The organism is Longimicrobium sp., assembly GCF_036399255.1.
Lineage (GTDB): Bacteria > Gemmatimonadota > Gemmatimonadetes > Longimicrobiales > Longimicrobiaceae > Longimicrobium.
The window spans coordinates 30,192-47,072 of record NZ_DASWNM010000135.1; the positions used below are offsets into that span (position 1 = coordinate 30,192).

The following is a 16,881-nucleotide window of genomic DNA, read 5'->3' on the forward strand; positions in this document are numbered from 1 at the left end:
CGTTCTTCAGGACTCCGCGGCGGCGGGAGCCAGCATCCGCTCGGCGTCCGCGGCTTCCATCGGCTTGCCCCACAGGTAGCCCTGCCCGTAGGTGCAGCCCATCCACCGCAGCGCATCCGCCTGGGCCGGGTCGTCCACGCCCTCGGCGGTGGTCTCCAATCCCAGCGCGGCCGCCAGGGCGATGATGGCGCGCACGATGGCCAGGTGCTTTTCGCCGCCGGCCATGGCCACGATGAACGAGCGGTCGATCTTCAGCACGTCCAGCGGAATGCGGTGCAGGTACGAAAGCGCGCTGTACCCCGTGCCGAAGTCGTCCACCTGCAGCTGCACCCCCAGCGCCTTGAGCGCGTGCAGCGCGTCGATGGCCGTGTCCGCGTTGCCCATCACGATGCTCTCCGTCACCTCCAGCTTGAGCGTGTCCGGCCCCACGCCGGTGCGCCGCAGCACCGCTTGGACGTGCTCCACCAGCCCCGGCTGCGCGAACTGGCGCAGCGACAGGTTGATGCCCATCGCCAGCGGCGGATCCGCGGGAAAGCGGGCGTGCCAGTCGCGCAGCTGCTCCGCCGCCCGCTCCAGCACCCACTCGCCGATCGGGACGATGAGCCCCGTGTCCTCGGCCACGGGGATGAACTCCACGGGCGAGACCAGGCCGCGCTCGGGGTGCATCCACCGCACCAGCGCCTCGAACGCGCGCACCCGCTGGTCGTCGAGCCCCACGATGGGCTGGTAGAACACGCGCAGCTCGCCGCGGGCCAGCGCATGGTGCAGGTCGCCGTGCAGGCGCAGCGCGGCCACGGAGCGGGCGTGCATCTCGTCCGTGAACAGCTGCACCTCCCCCGTCTGCCGCCCGCGCGCCATGGCGCCCTCGGCGCTGCGCAGCACCTGCTCGGCGTCCGCGTACCCGGCACCGCCCAGCACCACCCCCACGTCCGCGTCGCAGAACACCTCGTGCCCGCCCAGGTGGTAGCCGCCCGCCAGCGCCCGCCCCATCCGCCGCGCCACGTTCAGCGCCTCGTCCTCGCTGCGGATGGCGTTCAGCAGCACCAGGAAGTCGTCGCCGGCCGCGCGCGAGACCACGTCGCCGGGGCGCACGCAGGCGCCCAGGCGCTGCGCGGCCAGGGCCAGCAACTCGTCGCCGCGCTGGTGCCCCAGCGTCTCGTTGATGCGCTGAAAGCGGTTCAGGTCCAGGTGAATGACGGCAAAGCGGTGCTCCGGCCGCTCCGCGCTCTCGGCCAGGGCGCGCGCCACGTGGTCCAGGAACGCCGTGCGGTTGGGCACCCCCGTCTCCGCGTCGAACAGCGCGTCCATCGCCTCCGCCGCCGGGTTGTGCGCGGGCGCGTGGACGATGGCCTGGATCTGCAGCGCGCCTTCCGTGCCGTGCATCCCCACGCACGTCATCTGCGCGTGCTCCGGCTCGCCGTCCGCCCCGCGCAGGCGTACGGTGCGCCGGGCCACCTCCCCGCCCTCCACCTCCGCCCGCATCCCGTCCCACTCGTCCGCGTCGGTCAGCAGGTCGCGCAGGTGCCGCGGCGGCCCGCCGTCCTCCCCCGGCCCAAAGCGCGCTACGGCGGCGGGGTTCGCCTGCACGATGCGCCCCTCCGCGTCGGCCATGCAGACCGCGTCCTGCGTATGATGGAAAAGCGATTGAAAGCGCTGCGGCATGTCGGAAAGATGGAGTGCGGAGGATCAGAAACGAAGATGGCCCCACCCGGAAGCGCCGGAGCCGGCGGAGAGCGTTCCTCCGTTGACTCCGTCGACTCCGTGTGAGGCCGATCTGTTCAGCGGACCGGGACTTACGCCGGCGTTCCCGCCCCGTTGGTCCGCGTGCGGGCCACGAACACGTGCGCCGGCGGAACGTTCAGCGGCTCGAAGCTGGTGTCCATGCTGGCGAACACCCGCTCCAGGTCCGCGCGCACCTTGCTGGAGAACTGGTAGACCAGGAAGGCCCCGCCCGGCCGCAGCGCATCGTGCGTGCTTTGCACGATGGACTCGCGGAGGTCGGCCGGCATGGTGCTGAACGGAATGCCGCTGATGGCGTAGTCGGCCTTGCCCAGCCCCCGCTCTTCCAGCACCCGCTCCACGTCCGCCGCCGAGCCGTGCACCACGTGCAGCCGCGGGTCGGGGATGGCGCCGCGCAGGTACTCCACGAAGTCGCCGTTGGTCTCGAGCACCAGCACCTGCGCGTCGCGGTGCATGCGCTTCAGCACGTGGCGGGTAATGGTGCCCACGCCGGGCCCGTATTCCACGAACACGCGCGCGCGCTCCCAGTCCACCTGCTTGAGCACCTGCCCGATGAGAAAGCGGGAGCTCGGGATCACCGACCCCAGCATCCTGGGATGCTTGATGAAGTTGCGCGAAAAAAGCAGGATGGGGTGCTGGCGATGCACGGGCTGCTTGCTGCGAGTGGGCACGGCTTCCTCTCGGTACGCTCGGTTTAATTGGGCTCGGTGCGCGGCCCCGCGGGTGCACGTGCAGCAACCGGGCCGGTCGGTTCTACCCCGCGGGACCCGGAAAGCTGCGTCCGGACCGCCGCGGCGCGCGGAAGGGTACGTTGCGCCGGGCCACTGCGCCACACGTATATTCCGTGCCGCCATTCGATGCACGCCGTTATCTCCAGTCCACGCCCCGCCTTCAAGCCGCGCCCATGCCCCTGACGACGTGCCCCGACTGCGGGCGTGAAGTGTCCACCCTGGCCCCCGCCTGCATCCACTGCGGCCGGCCGCTGACGGACTCCGCGGCGCCGTCCCCGGCTGTTTCGCCGTCCGCTTCGCCTGCACCCGCCGCTCCCCCGGTGGCCCAGGCGGACAAGCCGATGGCGGGGATCGTCACCGCGCTGGTGCTGGGGGTGCTGACGATCGTCTGGGTGCTGCAGCGCGACGAGCCGACCACGCCGCAGGCGGAGGAGGTCGGCTCGCTGTTCGACGCGGTACACATGCTGGGCAACGTGGTGCTGGTCATCGCCGCGCTGCTGGCCCTTGCGGGGCGCCGGGCGGCCCACGGGTGGATCCGCGGCCTGTCGGCGGTGATGATCCTGGCGATCTGCGGGTCGATGGTGGTGGTCTGGAGCGTCGCCGAGACGATGATCGCCGAGTCGCCCCCCCTCCCCGAGGGCGGCCGCGGCATGCTGGGCGCCATCTTCATCCTGGGCACGGTGTTCCAGCTGGTGCCCTGGATGCTGTACCTGTACCTGTTCCGCTCGTCCCGCTATCCATGAGCGGGCCGTGACCGTCATCCACCCTTTTGCCTGACGTGAATCCGTGAAGCTGCCCCGGCACGCCGCCATCCTGGAGCTGGTCCGCACGCACCGCATCCCCTCGCAGGAGGCGCTGCGCGAGCTGCTGCTGGAGCGCGGCATCGACGTGGCGCAGGCCACCCTTTCGCGCGACATCCGCAACCTGGGGCTGGTCAAGGCGCCCGACGGGCAGGGCGGCAGCGCGTACGTGATCCCCGTGGGCGGCGGCGAAACGGGGCCCACGCTCACGCGGCTGCTGCCGGCGCTGTACGTGGGCGCGGACGGCGTGGGCAACCTGCTGGTGCTCAAGACGCTGGTGGGCGGCGCGCAGCCCATCGCGGTGGCCATCGACGCGGCGGGGTGGCCGGAGATCGTGGGAACCATCGGGGGCGATGACACCATTCTCATCGTGCTGCGCAGCCCCGACCACCGCGAAACCATCGTCTCGCGCATCGAGTCCATCGCGGACCGGCGAGGCGAGTGAAAAGTGCGTGAGTGCGGAAGTGCGGAAGTGCGGAAGTGCGGAAGTGCGTGAGCAGGGATCCACGGAAGAGGGCCTCACACGGAGTCAACGGAGTTAACGGAGTTAACGGAGTTTTCTCGTGCCGGCTCCGCTGAGCTTCATGGAAGGCCCTGGGTCAAAAGGGGGATGGATGATGACGATCGGGAGTGAGCGGAGGGAGCTGAGCAGGGCCGAGGTCGCCGGGCAGCTGCGGGCGCTGGGGGTGGAGGAGGGCGGGGTGCTGCTGGTGCATACGTCCTTTCGCGCCGTGCGGCCGGTGGAGGGCGGGCCGGGCGGGCTGATCCAGGCGCTGCGCGACGCGCTGGGCCCCGGCGGCACGCTGGTGATGCCGGCGTGGACGGGGGATGACGAGGCGCCGTTCGACCCGCGCGTCACGCCGGCGTCGGAGGACCTGGGGGTGGTGGCGGATACGTTCTGGCGGATCGACGGCGTACTGCGCAGCGATCACCTGCAGGCGTTCGCGGCGGCCGGGCCGCGGGCCGCGTACATCCACCGCGACCCGCTCCCGCTGCCGCCGCACCTTCCCGAAAGCCCGGTGGGCCGTGTGCACGACCTGGACGGCCAAGTGCTCCTGCTGGGCGTGGGCCACGACGCGGACACCACGCTGCACCTGGCGGAGCTCATCGCCGGGGTACCGTACGGCCTGCCGAAGCACTGCACGGTGCTGCGGGACGGCCGCCCCGTCCGCGTCGACTACCGGGAGAACGACCACTGCTGCCAGCGGTTCGCCCTGGCGGACGAGTGGCTGCGTGCGCGGGGGCTGCAGCGCGAAGGCCTGGTGGGCCACGCGCACGCCCGCCTCGCGCGCAGCCGCGACATCGTCGCCGCGGCGCTGGAGCACCTCGAGCGCGACCCTCTCGTCTTTCTGCACCCGGCGAATGCGGGGTGCGAGGAGTGCAACGAGGCGCGGGCGAGCGTGCCCGCCTGATGCGCCGCGGGTCGGCTTGCCCGTCAATGCAGCGCGCCGGAGAAGCATCTGCCTCTCCGGCGCGTTTTCTTTGCCAGGGCACCCTCAGGAAGTCAGCCGCGAGGGCGAGGTCTGGCGGCACCGTCTTGGAGGGTGTTGCTAAACTCACCCCGCGATTGACTTCCTGAGGGAGGCGCCGCGCCTGACCCGCTGCTACGAAAAGGCTTGGCGCCGACCGAAGGATCTAGCCGGCAGTACGAATGGGCTGGATCTCAGCGCTGGATCTGGCCCCGTCGTGCCCGAGAGTAGATCCTTCGGTCGCACGCAGGTGGTTGTGTAGCTTCTGGTTACTCGTGGTGCGCTCCCTCATGAAGTCACGCTCCGTTGTGAGTTTGAGGGTTTAGCAACACCGTCTCAGGCTCAGGGAACGCGGCACTCGCAGTACCCGTTCCCGATCAAGCAGCGCGCGCGCCCGCTGTAGCCCAGGTCATAGCACGCCTCGCCGCACATCTGCGTGGAATTGATGTCATAGGGATCGCACGCCTGGGAAATCCCGACCCACGTAACCTCCGCGAAGGCCTGGGTGACTCCAAACCCCATGCACCCCGCGAACGTGAGCCCAAAGACGATCCGCCGCAGGTTTGGAAGGGACAGTGTCATCATATCCTCGCAGTTTCAGGTGAACCACGCATCACGAGCGCGGCTAACACACCTTACCAGACGAATTGCGAAACGTCAACGCCCATCCCAGGTCACCGCGCCAGGGCCGGACGCGCCCCGCGAGGAGCATGGCTCGATATCGTGCGCCAGGTCCAGGCATCCCGGGACTGTCCCCTTCACCCGTTCACCCGCTCACCCGCTCACCCCTTCACCCCTTCACTCCATATCCACCTGCCGCACCTCCAGAATCTCCGGCTTCCCCGCCAGCAGTTCGATCACGTCCTGCGGAATGCGGCTGTCGACGGTCACGGCGGCCAGGGCCTCGCCGCCTACCTGCAGGCGCGCCTGGTGGTACTCGGCGATGTTCACCCCCGCCTCGCCCAGCAGCGTCCCCACGCGGCCGATGACGCCGGGGACGTCGCGGTTGCGCAGCACCAGCATGACCCCCCGCGGCGCCACGTCCACGCGAAACGGGCCGATGCGGACGATGCGCCCGTGCGTCTCGCCCAGCACCGCGCCGCCCACGCGAATGCTGCGCTCGCCGCCCTCCAGCCGCAGCTCGATCTCTTCGCCCAGCTCGCCGCGCCCGTCCACGTGCGTGGAGGCGGTTTCGATTCCCCGCTCGGCCGCCACGTGCTGCGCGTTCACCAGGTTGATGGCGCGCCGCTCCACCACGTCGCGCATGGCGCCCTGCAGCGCCGCCAGCAGCAGCGGCCGCGGCGCCTCGGCCCGGGCGCCGGTATAGCGCACCTCCAGCGAGGTCAGCGCACCCGGCACCAGCGCGCGCCCCAGCCGGCCCAGCCGGTCCGCCAGCGCCAGCAGCGGACGCAGCTCGCGCATTCCCGCGCCGCCCACGCTGGTCGCGTTCATCGCCGCGCTCAGGTCGCCGGTGACCAGCGCGTCGCGCACCGCCTCGCACGCCTCGATGGCCACGTTGCGCTGCGCGTCGCGCGTGCTGGCGCCCAGGTGCGGCGTCAGCACCAGGTTGGGCACCGAGCGCAGCGGGTGGTCCGCGGCCAGCGGCTCGCTGTCGAACACGTCCAGCGCCGCCCCGCCGATGCGCCCCGCCCGCAGCGCCTCCGTCAGCGCGTCCTCCACCACCACGCCCCCGCGGGCCAGGTTCAGCACGAAGGCGTTGCGCGGCAGCCGCGCCAGCTCCGGCGCGCCGATCATCCCCCGCGTCTCGTTGTTCAGCGGCACGTGCACCGTAAGCACCTCGGCCCGGTCCAGCGCCTCCGCCAGCCGCGCCACCGGCTCGATGCCCAGCTCCTCGAACCTGCCGGGGCCCACGTACGGGTCGTAGCCGATGACGTGCATCCCGAACGCCCGGGCCCGCCGCGCCATCTCGCTGCCGATGCGGCCCACGCCCACGATCGCCATCGTCTTTCCGCGCAGCTCCACGCCGCCCAGCTTCGATCGATCCCAGCGCCCCGCGTGCATGGATGCCCACGCCTGCGGCAGGTTGCGCGCAAGGCCGATCAGCACCCCGAACGCCAGCTCCGCCACCGAGACCGTGTTGCCGCCGGGGGCGTTGATGACGGCGATGCCCAGCTCCGTGGCGGTGGCCAGGTCCACGTTGTCCACGCCCACCCCGGCGCGGCCGACGACACGCAGCCGATCACCGCCCTGCAGCAGCTCGCGGCTGATGCGGGTGGCGCTGCGGCCGATGATGGCGTCGAACTCGCCGATCTCCGCCAGCACCTCCGCCGCGGGGCGGGTGGGCTTTTCGGAGACTTCGATCAGGGGATGCGCGCGCAGCAGGGCCACCCCCTCGGGGTCGATGTCGTCCGTCACCAGGACGCGAAAGCGCTCCGTCATCCCAGCACCTCTTCCAGCGCCGCCAGCAGCGCGTCCAGCTCATCCACCGTGTGGTCTCCCATGTGCCCGATGCGGAACGTCGAATCCTTCAGCTTTCCGTAGCCTGTGCCCAGCGTCCACCCGCGCGCCGTCATCCCCGCGCAGATCTCCGTCCCCGACGTCCCCCCGTTGACGCCGATCGTCGTCACCGTGGGCGAGCGGCGGCCGGGGGGGGCAAAGAGGGAAAGGCCCCAGCGCGGGCCTCGCTCCTCCACCCACCCCCACGTGCGCTCGGCCATGGTCCAGTGCCGCAGCGCCCGCGCCTCCACCCCCTCCGCGTGAATGCGCTGCGCCTGCGCGGCCAGGGCGTAGATCAGCGAAAGGGCGGGCGTGGTGGGCGTCTGGTGCCTGCGCCAGTAGGCGTCGAACTCGATCAGGTCGAAGTACTGCCCACGCCCGGAGAGCGTCCTGGCGCGGTTCATCATCCGCTCCGACGCCGCGCCGAACGCCAGCCCCGGCGGCAGCGCCATGGCCTTCTGCGAGCCGGTGAGCAGAAAGTCGAGCCCCCACGTCTCGGCCTCCACCAGCATGCCGCCCACGCTGGTGACGCCGTCCACCAGCAGCAGGATCTCCTCCCCCGTCTCCATCTCCGCGCGGCGCACCGCCTCGGCGATCTCCGTGAGCGGGTCCAGCACGCCGGTGGAGGTCTCTGAGTGCACCACCGTCACCGCGTCGTACTCGCCGCCGCGCAGCCGCCGGAACACCTCGTCGGGCGCGTGGGCCTGGCCCATGGGCACCTCGTACGTCTCCACCTCGCGCCCGCAGTCGGCCACCAGGTCGCGAAAGCGCTCGCTGAACGCGCCGTTCACCAGCGCCAGCGCGCGTGTGCGCACGCCGTTGCGCACCGCGCCCTCCATGAGCCCCGTGGCCGACGAGCTGGCCACGTACACCGGCCGCGAGGTGCGGAACAGCGCGCGCAGCACCGGGTCCACGCCGCGCAGGATGTCCGACATCTCCGCGCCGCGGTGCCCGATGACGGGGCGCGTCATGGCCGCGAGCACGTCCGGGTGCACCTCGGTGGGCCCGGGAAGAAAAAAGCGGCCGAACTCCGTCTGCGGCGGCAGGTCCAGCATGGGATCGGTCACGGGTGGTCTGGTATTTCGGTCGGTGATGGAGCACGGCGGCGGGCGAGGTGCCCCTCCCCCGGCCCCTCCCCGTTCGTTCCTCACGGAGAGGGGAGAATTCGATCCCGCTACGACACGCTTTCGAGCGCGTCCGCCGGCCGCCCCCTCCGGCTCGCCTAGGCTCGCCACCTCCCCCAAAACTGCTGGGGGAGGTTGGGGTTGCCGATGGGACTGGGCGGAACGAATTACAACGAACTGCGTCCGCGGGGTGCCCCACCCCCGGCCCCTCCCCGTTCGTTCCTCACGGAGAGGGGAGAATTCGATCCCGCTTCGACAAGCCCGTGGAGCGCGTCACCCTCCCCTGCGCTGTTTGCGGGGGAGGGCCGGGGTGGGGGGCGGCCCACCATTTCGCACCGACTCTTCCGAGGCAACCCGGCCGCCAGCCCCACCCCCCACCTCCCCCAGCAGTTTTGGGGGAGGTGGGCGAGTGGTGCGAGCCCGGAGGGGCGCCCGCCCCTGGCGAGGGAGCTATCCCGCCGCGTCCAGCAGCCCCGCCCAGGGGCTGTCCGCCAGCCGCGCGCGGTCGTCCGGCGAGCAGGCGAGGGCGAGCACGGCGGCCAGGGTGGGCTCGCGCAGCACGAAGTCCGCGCCCTCCATGGCCGCGGGGCGGGCGACGACGGCGGTGTAGGCGGCAAAGGCGTCCACCGCCGGGCGCGCCTCGCGGTCCGTTACCCCATCGCCCACCAGCAGCGCGGGGCGCGGCAGGTTCCAGGCGCGGATCACCGGCGTCTTGCCGTTGTTGCGCGTCAGCGGCGACGTGTCGTCGAAGCCCGCGTACTCGCCGTCCGCGTCGAAGCGGATGCCGACCGCGGCCACGTCGCCGTCCTCCATCCCCAGCTCACGCGCCACGGCCTGCACCGCCGGCAGCAGCCCGCCGGAGACGATGCGCACCGTCTTGCCCAGCCAGCGCAGCGCCGCCACCGTCTCGCGCGCGTGGGGCATCAGCGCACGGACGTACGTGCGCCCCACCTCGTCCAGCTGCGCGCGGGTGGGGCGGATGATCTCCAGGCGCCGGCCGTACACCGCCTCCAGCGGCACCGAGCCGTCCATGGCCGCGTCGGTCAGCGCCGCAATCCGGTCGCGAAACGGTCCGGAAAGCTCGTCGATGCCCTCCACCGCCACAAGGGTGGAGTCGCAGTCGAAGACGACGGACGCAAAGCCGTTCATGCCGCGCGGAGGAGGTCGCAGGGTGTTGCCGGCATGCGACGCACGCGGCCTGACGCACGGTGGGGAAATGAGCCGCGCTTGGCAAGGTAGGTTACAGGTTACAGGGGACAGGTTACAGCGGGCAGGGCATCCCCTCGTTCCCACTGTCACCTGTCCCCTGTAACCTGTCCCCTCGACAAAACGCGGCGCCCTTCGAAGCGCCCGAAACCCTCAGGCTACCGGAAGCGTCACCTGGTACGTCGTCGTTTCGCCGCCGCGCGACTTGGCGGGCTCGGTCGCCACCGTGTCGACCATGGGACGCACGCGCAGCAGGTGCTGAAAGAAGCCGGCGATCACCCCGCGGTCGAAGTCGTCCGGGTACGGCGTGCCCGTGGTGATGGTGGCGGTGCGCGGGTTCTTGAGCGAGAAGGTGATGGTCCCCGCCGAAATGCCGCGGTGGTTCATGTCGAACGCCATCCCGAACGACGCCAGCACCTTTTCGAACGTGTCCAGCCCCGGCGGCAGCGGTACGTGGTTGGGGATCTGGCGGCCGATCTGGAACAGCGTGTTGGGCCCCATCTTTTCGCCGATCGCCCGCAGGCTGCGCACGTACGCCTCCAGCGAGTACCACCCCTCGGCCGTGACCGAGTACACGCCGTGCTCCTCCAGGATCTGCTCGCCGCGCTTGCGGAACGGGCCCATGGCGGCCAGCATCGAAAGGATGTTGCCGCCGCTTACCGTGGCGTCGCGCGCAAAACGGGGCGAAAGGACGGGTGTGTCCGCGGGCAAGGTGGGCATGGCTGAGGTCTTCCTGCGTGGAGTGGAGGGAGGCTGATGGGGTCGTGCAGCTGCAACCGTCGCCTGCTACAATACGGTGTCGCAGAGTGAGCGGATAGATAACGTTCGCCGCGTCCCTCTGTCAAGGCGGTGTTTGCTTCTATATGCTCCAGCTTCATCGGTTTACGAAAACGGGCCCGGGGGATGCGTTGCGCCGCGTGGACGGCAGGCACAGACGTAAACGGAGTGGCCGGAACCCGTGTTTGCGGGCTCCGGCCACTCCTGTTTTGCGTGCCGCGAGCGGATCAGGCCACCTGCTCCAGGAGCAGCGGCGAGATGCGTCCGGCGCGCGCCGGCACCCCCGACGTGGCGCAGACGATGGCGACCAGCGTCTCGTCGCCGTAGTCCAGCCCCAGGTAACCGTCGCACACCGCCACCCGCACCGGCCCCGCCGTGGGCCCGGCCACCATCCCGAAGTCCGTGCAGGGGGTGAACCCCGCCTCGCGCAGCCGCCGCACCCAGGCGTCCACGGGCTCGTGCCGCTCGCAGCGGCTTTCCTCGGCGTTGGCCAGGATGTCCTCGATCTCGCGGGCAAAGAACATCTTCATGGCGCTCTTTTCGCCGCCGCCAATCTGCAGCCCGTCGATGATGCGGAAGGTGAGGCCGAAGTGGTGCCACGACGCCTCGAACCGCTCGCGCAGGCTGGGCGAGTCGTGGTTGCTGCTGGGCTCGCACAGCACCACCGCGTCCGGCTGCAGCGCGCGCAGCCGGCGGAACAGCGTGTCGCGCGCGCTGGTCCCCCCGGTGGAGCGCACGTGGTGCACCGCGAACGCGCCCAGCACCACCAGCGGCGCGCCAAACGAGCCGAAAAGGCGCCAGTCCGTCTCGTCCAATTCTTCGACCACCTTGTGCACGGCGTGGAACTCCAGCTCCACGCCCAGCGTCTGCGCCGCCTCGGCCAGCGACTCGCCCGCCTCGAGCAGGCTGCCCGCGTCGGGCTCGATGGCGATCACGTTGAGCTTGCGGGGCAGGCGGCGCTGCGTGGCCAGCAGGTACAGAAGCCCCACCTCCTGCCGCCCGGAGCCGATGCCCACGTCCAGCAGCGTCACTTCGTCGTGCCCGCCGATGTACCCGGCCAGCACCTCGTTGGCCATGGGACCGGCCATCTGCACGGTGGGCAGGTGCTGGGCGAGCAGGTTGAACAGAGAGATCTGCGTCCGCTCGAACTGGCGCAGGTACAGGTTGATCTCGGCCGCCTGGTCCGACTCGAGCCGCTTGGAAAGCGCCGAGGCGAAGATGTAGTACTGAAGGTCATCGGTTCCGGTGGCGTCCAGCGTCTTCACCAGCTCCGAAAGAAGCCTGCGCGCATCCCCGGTGCGCCCGGCCAGCGTCTCGTCTACCACCGAAGCCAGCGTCGCATACTTTTTTGCATCCATGCAGGGAGTCTCCGCGGAAAAGGGGTGGGGTTGGCCAGCGTAGCCGATTGATTGTGTCCGCTTAGGACAGCGGGGTGGAGAGTGCCGCAGTCCGCTCACGAGAGCACCCGCGACGCTGCGGCCGGGGCGCGATGGAGCGGAAGAGAAAGAGGGAACCGCACTGTTGGTGACGTCGCGTCGCCACCAACATAACCACTCCGTTTACGTCTGTAAAGGTCTTCGCGCGAATTCCTCCAGACAGGGCGGGGTAAAACGTAGCAGAACGCGTGGTGGTGCACACCGGTGCCACCGATGGAATTCGCGGATCCTGGCCAACTCCTTCGCCGGTGCTGCGTTTGTCCACGCTGCCGCTGTTTTCGCCGTTGGAGGTGGCGGCAGAGATTGACCCCTGCCGCCCGCGCCCTTCAGGCGCTGCCCTTTCGCCCGTCTTCAGTGGAACGCACAGGATACCGTTTTCTGACGCATGCGGGACGTCCGTGCCTGAAACGAAGAATCCGGTGCACTCCGGAAAGGCGGATCGCCCCACCGTTCGGGGCGCCGCGGAGCCCCCTTGTTCAAAAAAGAGCCGCGTATGCGTTTACCTGGAACCGCGGCGGGGAATGTCGCCGCGTCAAAAAGTTTTCACCTGATCGACTGAACGGACCGATGGAAATCGAGATCGATACGGACGTCGCCATCGTGGGCTGCGGGCCCGTGGGCGCCGTGGCGGCCAACCTGCTGGGGCTGCAGGGGCTGCGGGTGATGGTCCTGGAGCGCGAGCGCGTGGGGCACGCCCAGCCGCGCGCCTTCAGCTGCGACGACGAGGCGCTGCGCGTGTACCAGGCCGCCGGGCTGGCGGACGAGGTGCGCGCGCACATGGCCCGCGCCAGCATGGTGCACTACACCGGCGTGGACGGCCGGCAGTTCGCGGAGATCGACATTGCCGGGCTGGACTTCGGCAACGGCTTTCCGCCGCTCAACTTCTTCTATCAGCCCACCCTGGAGGCGGAGCTGCGCCGCGGATTGGAGCGCTTCGAGCACGTGGAAATGCACCTGGGGCGAGAGGTCACGGCGATCGCGCAGGACGCGGGCGGCGCGACGCTGCAGGTGCGGGAGGTGGAGGGCGGCGAGCGGTGGCGGGTGCGCGCCAGGTACGTGCTGGGGTGCGACGGCGCGCGCAGCACCGTGCGGCGGCTGGCGGGGATTGGATTGACGGGCGACAGCTATCCCGATCGCTGGCTGGCCGTTTCCGGACAGCCAGAGGACGAGCGCGCCATGCGCATCCGCGACGCGACCTTCGTCTGCGATCCCCATCGCCCCACCTTCGTGGCCGAGGGCGCGGAGAACGATTTCCGGGTGGAGATGATGGTGAACCCCGGCGAGACGGACGCGCAGCTGGAGGATCCGGAGAACGTCGCGCGCCTCATCTCGCGCTACGTGGACCCGGCACGCTTCCGCATCACCCGCTCCGTTGTGTACGCCTTCCACAACATGGTGGCGGAGCGGTGGCGGGACGGCCGCATCTTTCTGCTGGGCGACGCCGCGCACCAGATGCCGCCGATGATGGGCCAGGGATTGGTCAGCGGCCTGCGCGACGCGGCGAATTTGACGTGGAAGCTGGCGCTGGTGCTGCGCGGCGCCGCGGCGGATTCACTGCTGGACAGCTACGAGACGGAGCGCCGCCCGCACGTAAAGGCGATGGCGGACGCGAGCGTGGGGATGTCGAAGGTGTTCCTGGCGCGGAGGCGGTGGACGGCGGTGCTGCGGGACCGGTTCTTCGTGGCGATCCAGAAGGTGCCGCGCATCCGCCGCGCCATCCGCAACATGGAGTTCAAGCCCGGCGCCGTGTACCCGGCGGGCGCCTTCATCCACGGCGGCCGCAGGGGAAAGAAGGACGTGCAGGGGACGATGTTCCCGCAGTACCCGGTCGCCACGACGTCCGGCACCGTCCTCTCCGACGCGGTGCTGGGCGACGGCTTCGCGCTGGTCGTGTCCGGCGCCGAAGCCGTGGATCGCGATGCGTGGGACCGTCTCGGCGCGCGCGTCGTCATCCTGCTCCCCGCCGGCTCCGCGCCGCGCGACGGTGCGATGGTGGACGAGACGGGCAGGATCGGCGCGTGGCTCGCCGCGCGCGGGGTGCAGTGCGTGCTGGTGCGCCCCGACCGCTTCGTCTTTGCCGCCGGCGCGCTCGTCGAACTCCCCGCGATCGCCCGCGCCGCCGAGCGGACCTTCCTGGGCGCCGCCCCGCACGGGGCGACTCCCAGGCGCTCTGCCGCGGCGGCCTGATTCAGCAGGCTGGAGTACAGAGGAACAGAAAAAAGCCAGAGGAACAGAGGAAAACCGGGAGCGGCTTCCTCTGTTCCTCTGGCTTTTTTCTGTTCCTCTGTACCCTTACGCCCTTTGCCGTTCGGGGATCACGCCTCGTCGTCGTGGTCGCCCCACTTGATGTACTCGAAGGCGGTGCGGCAGCGGCGGCACCAGTACTGGGCCACCGAAAGCTGCCCGCCGAACGGGTTCACCAGGTCCGTGTCCATTCCATCGCAGAACGGACAGGGCGCGGACTTGGGGACCAGCTCCTCGTCCGCCGGATGGGCCGCGGGGCGGTCCGCCATCAGTCCAGCAGAAGGGCGCGGTTCTTGTCGCCGCGGGCGCGGGCGGCCGTCACCTCGTCCAGGCTGCCGCCCGACCGGCGCGTCGACTCGTCCCATCCATCGAACGAAAGCGGCTGCGCGATGGTCCACTCGCCACCGTCGCGCCGCTCCAGCCCCAGCCCGTCGGCCAGCCCCGCATCCGCCAGCACGGGGACGACGCGCGAGAGGAAGCGGGCGCGCAGCGTGGACGGCCCGGCGCTCACCAGTCCCTCGCCCACCAGCCGCCCCGCCGTGTCGCCCGAATCATCCCCCAGCCACTGCAGCGCCTGCGGAAGGTAGCGCGCCAGCGACGCGGCCAGCTCCTCGCGCACCTCCGGCACGGCGGCCATGCGGCGCACCCAGCCGGCGGCGTACTGAAAGTGAAAGCGCTCCTCGTCCAGCATCTTCTGCACGCGGTTGTGCGCGGGCGTGTAGCGGCTTTCCACCAGCGCGCCGTACTGCACGACGAGGGACGTATCCACCAGCAGAATGCACGCGATGAAGTCCGCCCACGAGCCGAGCTCCGCGTCCAGCGCCGGGTGGCTGCGGTACTCGGCGGCCGGGCGCTCGTGCTCCAGCGCCTTGGGGTCGTCGCCAAAGTCGCCCAGCAGGGCGTAGGTCAGGCGCGCGTGGCCCCACTCGTCCTGCGCCATCGACGATGCGGCGATCCCCGCCTCCAGCGTGGGCGCGCCCAGCATGCGGTCGCTGTAGCGCAGCCCCAGCACGCGCTTGCTGTCCGCCAGCGTAAGGATCAGCGAGCGCAGCGCGGCGCGGGCGTCGTCGTCCAGTTCGGCGGCGCTCTCCACGCGCGCCGACAGGCTGTTCAGGCCTTCCAGGCTCATCGCGTGCCCCCCGCCACCTCGGCGCCGCCGTACGAGCCGGTGCCCTTGCTGTGGACGAGCGCCTGCTCGCCGTCGCGGCCCATCATGGTCACGAACTGGCTTTCTTCGGGATTCACGGGGATGATGGCGGTGCGCGGAATCACGCACATCTCTCCCCAGTTCTGCTCGTCGTACATCTTCCACGCGTACACCTTCGCGAGGTCGCCATCCACGGCGTTCACGAAGCCGATGTGGCGCAGCGGCTCGCCCCGCGACTTGCGGGCAAAGACTTCGAATACGGGCTCGATCACGGGAACTCAGTGCGTGAGTGCGTTAGTGCGTGAGTGCGGAAGTACGCCGTGCCCGTGCAGTTCACTCCCGCACTGACGCACTCACGCACTAACGCACTTCTTCTCTACATCGACACGCCGAACTTCCGGAGCGCCTCTCTGCCTTCGGGCGTGATCCGCGACTTGGTCCACGCCGGCGTCCACGTCTCGATCACCTTCACCTCTTCGACGCCGGGCTCGCGCTGCAGGCGGTCCGCGATGTCGTAGTGGATGAAGGCCATGCACGGGCACGCGGTCGCCGTGAAGGTCAGGTCCACTTCCACCTGTCCGCCGTCCTGGCGGATGTCGTAGATGAGGCCAAGGTCCACGAGGGAGATGGGGATCTCGGGATCCATCACCTCACGCAGCGCGTCCCACAGCGGACCGGTGCGCTCCTCGGGCGGACACGGATAGGCGGACGGCGCGTCCAGCACCGCCGTGCCGCCCTCCTCCAATCCGCCGAAGCGCGATTCCGTCGTGCTGCACGACATCAGGCGGCCGCCTCGAGCTGCTTGCGGAAGCCGCGGCCGTCCTGGATGGCCTCGACGAACGCCTTGTTGCTGGGGCCGCGGCGCTTCCACCGCTCGAACACCTGCTCCCAGCTGATCTGGCCCTCGCCAAACAGCCAGCGCTTCTCGTCTTCGTCGTACTCGCAGGGGAACGAGTACTCCAGCACGAACTTCTGCTGCTCCTCGTCCCAGTGCGCCGGCACGTCGATGCCGATGCTCTCGCACAGCGGCACGGTAGACTTCATCCACGTCTGCCGCAGCTCGTCGTTGGTCATCCCCTTGAGGCGGTACTCCAGCTGGCCGCTGTGGCGCTTCATGTCGTCCGGCAGGCCGAACCACTCCACCGCCATGGGGAACATCCAGTCCACCGCGCGCTGGATCTGCGCCTTGGCCTCGCCGCCGGCGTTGCTCAGGCGCTTCATCCACATCTCGCCGTGGCGCAGGTGAAAGGTCTCTTCCTGGTCCACCTTGACCAGCGCGCGCTTCAGTGGCCCGTACGACGTGTTCTTGAAGACGTCGCCCAGCAGCGTGATCCCCGCGCGGTCGTACAGGCCGTTGGCCACCACCAGCTCCGCCCAGTTCTCCAGCGGATGGTCGAAGCCGTACGGGTGCTTGAACTCGTGCGGCTGGCGTCCGTAGACCAGCTGCTCCTTGTCCAGCCCCAGGTCTTCCAGCAGGCGGTACGCGATGTTGGCGTGCGCAAGCTCGTCCTGGATGATGGCCGTGGCGCTCACCATGGTGTTGGTGCTCGGCGCGTCCTTGGCCGCGCCGAAGTACGCCGGCGCGCTGACCAGCTCCGTGTCGGCCTGCACCAGCAGCTGTACGATCAGGGCCTTGCGGTACCCCTCCGTCATGTCGTCCGGGTACTCGACGATGAAGCCGTTCTGTACCTTTTCCTTGAGCTCTTCGTCGGTAAAGCGGGCCATTCGTGCGTCTCCGTACCTGGTGCGA

The 16,881-nt window shown here is 70.0% G+C and carries 16 protein-coding genes; 4 read left to right on the top strand and 12 right to left on the bottom strand.

Going from position 1 to position 16,881, the window contains the following annotated elements:
* Nucleotides 1-6: 6 nt before the first annotated feature.
* Entirely contained in the window at nt 7-1,662 is a 1,656-nt protein-coding gene (locus VGC13_RS24835; RefSeq protein ID WP_331128008.1) for a GGDEF domain-containing protein, read from the bottom strand.
* Between the two features lie 131 nt (nt 1,663-1,793).
* Nucleotides 1,794-2,411: a class I SAM-dependent methyltransferase gene (locus VGC13_RS24840; protein ID WP_331128009.1), complete on the bottom strand. Its 618-nt coding sequence runs from the start codon at nt 2,409-2,411 to the stop codon at nt 1,794-1,796.
* Between the two features lie 233 nt (nt 2,412-2,644).
* On the opposite strand from VGC13_RS24840, the gene VGC13_RS24845 reads away from it, so the two are divergent.
* The 3 genes from VGC13_RS24845 to aac(3)-IV all read left to right on the top strand — a co-directional run bounded on the left by VGC13_RS24845 (nt 2,645) and on the right by aac(3)-IV (nt 4,683).
* Nucleotides 2,645-3,214 (top strand): hypothetical protein, encoded by a 570-nt coding sequence (locus VGC13_RS24845; protein ID WP_331128010.1) that lies wholly within the window; start codon nt 2,645-2,647, stop codon nt 3,212-3,214.
* A gap of 43 nt (nt 3,215-3,257) precedes the next feature.
* A complete protein-coding gene (locus tag VGC13_RS24850) occupies nt 3,258-3,716 on the top strand; it encodes an arginine repressor (RefSeq protein ID WP_331128011.1) in 459 nt (152 codons plus the stop codon).
* Between the two features lie 172 nt (nt 3,717-3,888).
* On the top strand, nt 3,889-4,683 hold the full coding sequence (gene aac(3)-IV / locus VGC13_RS24855) for an AAC(3)-IV family aminoglycoside N-acetyltransferase (protein WP_331128012.1): 795 nt from the start codon (nt 3,889-3,891) through the stop codon (nt 4,681-4,683).
* A gap of 855 nt (nt 4,684-5,538) precedes the next feature.
* Here the strand turns inward: aac(3)-IV and serA are convergent.
* The 5 genes from serA to VGC13_RS24880 form a co-directional block, all read right to left on the bottom strand.
* Complete coding sequence (gene serA, locus VGC13_RS24860; protein ID WP_331128013.1) at nt 5,539-7,140, bottom strand: phosphoglycerate dehydrogenase; 1,602 nt, start codon at nt 7,138-7,140, stop codon at nt 5,539-5,541.
* Nucleotides 7,137-8,264, bottom strand: coding sequence for an alanine--glyoxylate aminotransferase family protein (locus VGC13_RS24865; RefSeq protein ID WP_331128014.1), 1,128 nt, complete (start codon nt 8,262-8,264; stop codon nt 7,137-7,139). The genes serA and VGC13_RS24865 overlap by 4 nt, the downstream gene beginning before the upstream one ends.
* A gap of 507 nt (nt 8,265-8,771) precedes the next feature.
* Complete coding sequence (locus VGC13_RS24870; protein ID WP_331128015.1) at nt 8,772-9,470, bottom strand: HAD-IB family phosphatase; 699 nt, start codon at nt 9,468-9,470, stop codon at nt 8,772-8,774.
* A gap of 210 nt (nt 9,471-9,680) precedes the next feature.
* Nucleotides 9,681-10,247: a hypothetical protein gene (locus VGC13_RS24875; RefSeq protein ID WP_331128016.1), complete on the bottom strand. Its 567-nt coding sequence runs from the start codon at nt 10,245-10,247 to the stop codon at nt 9,681-9,683.
* 284 nt (nt 10,248-10,531) lie between these two features.
* Nucleotides 10,532-11,662 (bottom strand): GRAS family protein, encoded by a 1,131-nt coding sequence (locus tag VGC13_RS24880; RefSeq protein WP_331128017.1) that lies wholly within the window; start codon nt 11,660-11,662, stop codon nt 10,532-10,534.
* 645 nt (nt 11,663-12,307) lie between these two features.
* Between VGC13_RS24880 and VGC13_RS24885 the strand changes: the two genes are divergently transcribed.
* Nucleotides 12,308-13,927: a bifunctional 3-(3-hydroxy-phenyl)propionate/3-hydroxycinnamic acid hydroxylase gene (locus tag VGC13_RS24885; RefSeq protein WP_331128018.1), complete on the top strand. Its 1,620-nt coding sequence runs from the start codon at nt 12,308-12,310 to the stop codon at nt 13,925-13,927.
* Between the two features lie 128 nt (nt 13,928-14,055).
* Here VGC13_RS24885 and VGC13_RS24890 read toward each other — a convergent pair whose 3' ends face one another.
* The 5 genes from VGC13_RS24890 to VGC13_RS24910 form a co-directional block, all read right to left on the bottom strand.
* Nucleotides 14,056-14,253 carry a hypothetical protein gene (locus VGC13_RS24890; protein WP_331128019.1) on the bottom strand — a complete coding sequence of 66 codons (198 nt, stop codon included), beginning with the start codon at nt 14,251-14,253 and terminating at the stop codon, nt 14,056-14,058.
* On the bottom strand, nt 14,253-15,113 hold the full coding sequence (locus VGC13_RS24895) for a 1,2-phenylacetyl-CoA epoxidase subunit PaaC (RefSeq protein ID WP_331128020.1): 861 nt from the start codon (nt 15,111-15,113) through the stop codon (nt 14,253-14,255). Before VGC13_RS24895 ends, VGC13_RS24890 begins: the two co-directional genes overlap by 1 nt.
* Nucleotides 15,110-15,403, bottom strand: a complete 294-nt coding sequence (locus VGC13_RS24900; protein ID WP_331128021.1) for a hypothetical protein — start codon at nt 15,401-15,403, stop codon at nt 15,110-15,112. Before VGC13_RS24900 ends, VGC13_RS24895 begins: the two co-directional genes overlap by 4 nt.
* Nucleotides 15,404-15,507: 104 nt before the next feature.
* Nucleotides 15,508-15,912, bottom strand: coding sequence for a metal-sulfur cluster assembly factor (locus VGC13_RS24905; RefSeq protein WP_331128022.1), 405 nt, complete (start codon nt 15,910-15,912; stop codon nt 15,508-15,510).
* On the bottom strand, nt 15,912-16,856 hold the full coding sequence (locus VGC13_RS24910) for a Phenylacetic acid catabolic protein (RefSeq protein ID WP_331128023.1): 945 nt from the start codon (nt 16,854-16,856) through the stop codon (nt 15,912-15,914). Before VGC13_RS24910 ends, VGC13_RS24905 begins: the two co-directional genes overlap by 1 nt.
* Nucleotides 16,857-16,881 lie beyond the last annotated feature (25 nt).